The 4421-nt window shown below is 63.6% G+C and carries 3 protein-coding genes; all 3 read left to right on the plus strand.

All coding sequences use genetic code 11. The features are described from left to right. Positions 1-1095, plus strand: coding sequence for a glycine cleavage system aminomethyltransferase GcvT (gene gcvT, locus ACR0J7_RS20305; protein ID WP_480560853.1), 1095 nt, complete (start codon positions 1-3; stop codon positions 1093-1095). An 18-nt stretch (positions 1096-1113) separates the two neighbouring features. Next, positions 1114-1479: a glycine cleavage system protein GcvH gene (gcvH, locus tag ACR0J7_RS20310; protein WP_209505056.1), complete on the plus strand. Its 366-nt coding sequence runs from the start codon at positions 1114-1116 to the stop codon at positions 1477-1479. A 113-nt stretch (positions 1480-1592) separates the two neighbouring features. Further along, a partial coding sequence (gene gcvP / locus ACR0J7_RS20315) for an aminomethyl-transferring glycine dehydrogenase (protein WP_480915462.1) occupies positions 1593-4421 on the plus strand: 2829 nt, incomplete at its 3' end.

Below are 4421 nucleotides of genomic sequence, written 5' to 3' on the forward strand. Positions count from 1 at the left end.
ATGACCGAGATTAGACGCACGCCGCTTTTTGGGCTTCACGTTGAGTTGGGCGGCAAGATGGTTGATTTTGCCGGGTGGGAGATGCCGGTTCAGTATCCGCTGGGGATCATGGGCGAGCATAAGCAGTGCCGCGAGAAGGCGGCGTTGTTTGATGTGTCGCATATGGGTCAGGTGATATTGCGGGGCGAGAATGTGGGCGAGAAGCTGGAAGCACTGTGTCCGCAGGCTTATGCGACGCTGAAGGAAGGCAAGGCGCGGTACGGGTTCTTCACCAATGCCGAAGGCGGGATCATGGACGATTTGATCGTGTCGAACGCGGGGGATCATTACTTTGTGGTGGTGAACGCGGCGCTGCGCCATCAGGACATTCCGCATATGCGCGCCAATCTGGACGGGGTTGAGGTGACCGAGATCTTCGACCGCGCGCTGGTGGCGGTGCAAGGCCCCAAGGCCGAGGATGTGGTGGGCGCGCTCTGCCCCGCGGCGCGCGATCTTAAGTTCATGGAAACCACGATTGCCGACATCTTGGGTGTCGAATGCCGCATCTCGCGGCTGGGCTACACGGGCGAGGACGGGTACGAGATCTCGATCCCCGAAGACAAGGCGATCGAGATCACCCGGGCGTTCCTTGCGCATGAGGATTGCGAACCGGCGGGTCTGGGCGCGCGCGACAGCCTGCGGCTTGAAGCCGGTCTGTGCCTTTATGGCAATGACATCGATCAGAGCACCTCGCCGGTCGAGGCCAGCCTTGGCTGGGCGATGCAGAAGCGCCGCAAGGAAGAAGGCGGCTTTCCGGGTGCGGAACGTGTGCAGCGCGAACTGGCCGAGGGGCCTGCGCGCAAGCTGGTGGGCATCAAGCCCGACGGCCGCGCGCCCGCGCGTCAGGGGGTCGAGGTGCAATGCCTTGAGGGCAACACCATCGGTCAGATCACCTCGGGCAGCTTTGGCCCCACGGTCGGCGGCCCGGTTGCGATGGGCTATGTGTCCGCGGGCCATGGCGAGCCGGGCGAGAAGGTCAACCTGATCATCCGGGGCAAGGCGCAACCGGCACAGATCGTGGCGCTGCCCTTCGTCAAACAGAATTACAAGCGTTGAAGTCAGGAGAGAGACACCATGGCAACCTATTATTCCGAAGAACATGAATGGCTGGCGGTCGACGGCGACACGGCCACGCTGGGCATCACCAAACACGCGGCCGAGCAGCTGGGTGAGGTGGTCTTTGTCGAGCAGCAGGAGGTGGGCGACGAGTTCGAGAAGGATGGCGAGATCGGCGTGATCGAATCCGTCAAGGCCGCCTCCGAGCTTTACGCGCCGGTTGATGGCGAGATTACGGAAGTGAACGAGGCGCTGGCTGACAACCCCGGCGCGCTGAACGACGACCCCGAGGGCGAGGCCTGGATCTACAAGATCAAGATCGCCGATGCCGCGCAGCTGGAAGATCTGATGGACGAAGCCGGCTACAAGGCCTTCATCGGCTAAATCCGGCCCGGAGCCCCAGAGACCGGGGCTCCCTGCTTCATCTTTTCCAAATACTCCCGCCGGAGGCTCCTGCCGTCTCCGCCGGGTCTGACCTATCCTTGAGGAGCGCTGCAATGGCCTTCAAACTGACCGATTACGAAGCCTATGACTTCGCCAATCGCCGCCACATCGGCCCGTCGCCCACCGAAATGCGCGACATGCTGCAGGTGATCGGCTTCAAGACGCTGGACCAGCTGATCGACGCCACCGTCCCGCCCGCGATCCGGCAGAAGGAACCGCTGGACTGGGGCCCGGCGATGACGGAACGCGATGCGCTCTTTCACATGAAGCAGGTGGCGGGCAAGAACAAGGTTCTGACCTCGCTGATCGGTCAGGGATATTACGGCACCACCACTCCGGCGCCGATCCTGCGCAACATCCTGGAAAACCCGGCCTGGTACACCGCCTACACACCTTATCAGCCCGAGATCAGCCAGGGCCGGCTTGAGGCGCTGCTGAACTTCCAGACCATGGTCAGCGACCTGACCGGGCTCGATGTGGCCAACGCCTCGCTGCTCGACGAAGCCACGGCTGCGGCAGAAGCCATGGCAATGGCCAAGCGCGGCGGCCGGTCCAAGGCCAATAACGCGGCCTTCTTCGTGGATCGCAACTGTCATCCGCAGACCATCGCGGTCATCAAAACCCGCGCCGAACCCTTGGGCATCGACGTGCAGGTGGGCGATCCCGATCAGCTGGATGCAGGTGCCGTCTTTGGCGCGATCTTCCAGTATCCGGGCACCCATGGCCATGTGCGCGACTTCACGAACGAGATCGCGGCGCTGCATGAACATAACGCCATCGCCGTTGTCGCCGCCGATATCCTGTCACTGGCGCTGCTGAAATCCCCCGGCGAGATGGGCGCGGATATCGCCATCGGCTCGACCCAGCGCTTTGGCGTGCCGATGGGCTATGGCGGCCCGCACGCCGCGTATATGGCGACCACCGACAAGCTGAAGCGCTCGATGCCGGGCCGGATCATCGGGGTCAGCATCGACAGCCGCGGCAACAAGGCCTACCGCCTGTCGCTGCAAACCCGCGAGCAGCACATCCGCCGCGAAAAGGCGAACTCGAACGTCTGCACCGCGCAGGCGCTGCTGGCCGTCATTGCCTCGATGTATGCGGTCTATCACGGCCCCGACGGCATCAAGGCGATCGCGCAATCGGTGCACCGCAAGACCTCGCGCCTGGCCGCCGGTCTGGAAGAGGCGGGCTTTGCGGTCGAACCCGAGGTGTTCTTCGACACGATCACGGTCGAGGTCGGCCATCTGCAGAATGTCGTTATGGAGGCCGCCGTGGCCCGTGGCGTCAACCTGCGCAAGGTCGGCGAGACCCGCGTGGGCATCAGCCTGGACGAACAGACCCGCCCCGAGACCATCGAGGCGGTCTGGGGTGCCTTCGGCATCGACCGCAAGGATGACAGCTCGAACAAGCAATACCGCCTGCCGGATTACGCGCTGCGCGAAAGCGCGTACCTGACCCACCCGATCTTCCACAAGAACCGGGCCGAGGCCGAGATCACCCGCTATATGCGCCGTCTGGCCGACCGCGACCTGGCGCTGGACCGGGCGATGATCCCGCTGGGGTCCTGCACCATGAAGCTGAACGCCACGATCGAGATGATCCCGGTCACCTGGCCCGAGTTCGGCAACCTGCATCCTTTCGTGCCCGAAGATCAGGCGCAGGGCTACCATCAGATGATTGCGGATCTGAACGACAAGCTGTGCCAGATCACCGGCTATGACGCGATCTCCCAGCAGCCCAACTCGGGCGCGCAGGGAGAATATGCGGGTCTTCTGACCATCCGCAACTATCACTTCGCCCGCGGCGAAGGGCAGCGCAATGTCTGCCTGATCCCGACCTCGGCCCATGGCACCAACCCGGCCTCGGCGCAGATGGTGGGCTGGCAGGTTGTGCCGGTGAAATCGGATGACAAGGGCAATATCGATCTGAATGATTTCCGCGAAAAGGCGGAAAAGCATTCGGACCATCTGGCCGCCTGCATGATCACCTACCCCTCGACCCATGGCGTGTTCGAGACCACCGTGCAGGAGGTCTGCCAGATCACCCATGATCACGGCGGTCAGGTCTATATCGACGGCGCCAACATGAACGCCATGGTCGGGCTGGCACGTCCGGGTGACATTGGCGGCGATGTCAGCCACCTGAACCTGCACAAGACCTTCTGCATCCCGCATGGCGGTGGCGGCCCCGGCATGGGTCCGATCGGCGTCAAGGCGCATCTGGCCGAGCATCTGCCGGGCCACCCGGAATACGGCACCGCCGTGGGCCCGGTCTCGGCGGCGCCCTTCGGCTCGCCCTCGATCCTTCCCGTCTCATGGGCCTATGTGCTGCTGATGGGCGGCGCGGGGCTGACGCAGGCCACCAAAGTGGCGATCCTGAACGCCAACTACATCGCGGCGCGGCTGAAGGACGCCTATCCGATCCTCTACACCTCGGAAACGGGTCGGGTGGCACATGAATGCATCCTCGACACAAGGCCGCTGGACGAGGCGGCGCATGTCACCGTCGACGATGTGGCCAAACGTCTGGTCGATTCAGGCTTCCACGCGCCCACGATGAGCTGGCCGGTGGCCGGAACCCTGATGGTCGAGCCCACCGAATCCGAACCCAAGGACGAGCTCGACCGCTTTTGCGACGCCATGCTCTCGATCCGCTCGGAAGCGCAGGACATCATCGACGGCAAGATCGACGCGGAAAACAACCCGCTGAAAAACGCCCCCCACACGGTGCGTGATCTGGTCGGCGACTGGGACCGCCCCTACACCCGCGAACAGGCCTGCTTCCCTCCGGGATCCATGGGCGTCGACAAATACTGGTCCCCCGTCAACCGCGTCGACAACGCATACGGCGACCGAAACCTCGTCTGCACATGCCCACCAATG

The sequence above is a fragment of the Ruegeria sp. O4 genome, assembly GCF_056535125.1.

Bases quoted from the DNA above. Each gene is read 5' to 3' on its own strand.
- gcvT (WP_480560853.1), top strand. From the start codon at position 1: ATGACCGAGATTAGACGCACGCCGCTTTTTGGGCTTCACGTTGAGTTG.
- gcvH (WP_209505056.1), top strand. From the start codon at position 1,114: ATGGCAACCTATTATTCCGAAGAACATGAATGGCTGGCGGTCGACGGC.